General features: G+C 64.4%; 1 protein-coding gene. It reads right to left on the bottom strand.

The window, feature by feature from the left end:
• A partial coding sequence (locus tag SB765_RS28400; RefSeq protein WP_410932324.1) for a TolC family protein occupies window positions 1-354 on the bottom strand: 354 nt, incomplete at both ends.

Here is a 354-nt window from a genome sequence, read left to right as displayed (position 1 = left end):
CTGCGGCGCGGGCTCCCCGACCAAGGTGGCGATCGCATGTTCGTAGCGGGAGCGCTGCGTCGCGAGCAGATGCAGTTGCACACGCGTGGCGTCGAGGTCAGTTTGCTGCTGCAGCACATTGAGTTCGGAAACCTGTCCGAACTTCCGCTGCTGTTCGACGAAGTCGAGCGCCTTCTGCTGCCACTCGATCGAATGAGCCACGATATCGCGTTCCTCATCGAGGGCGCGCAGCGCGAAATACGCCGAGGCGAGCTGCGCGGTCAACGCAAGCCGTGCATTGGCCAGGTCGTCGGCCGACTGCTCCGTGTCTGCCGAGGAAGCCTCGACCGAACGGCGCACGCGTCCAAACAGGTC

The sequence above is a fragment of the Pseudomonas sp. SIMBA_067 genome, from assembly GCF_046534675.1.
Classification (GTDB): Bacteria; Pseudomonadota; Gammaproteobacteria; order Pseudomonadales; family Pseudomonadaceae; genus Aquipseudomonas; species Aquipseudomonas putida.
This window is presented reverse-complemented; position numbering and strand designations above follow the sequence as displayed.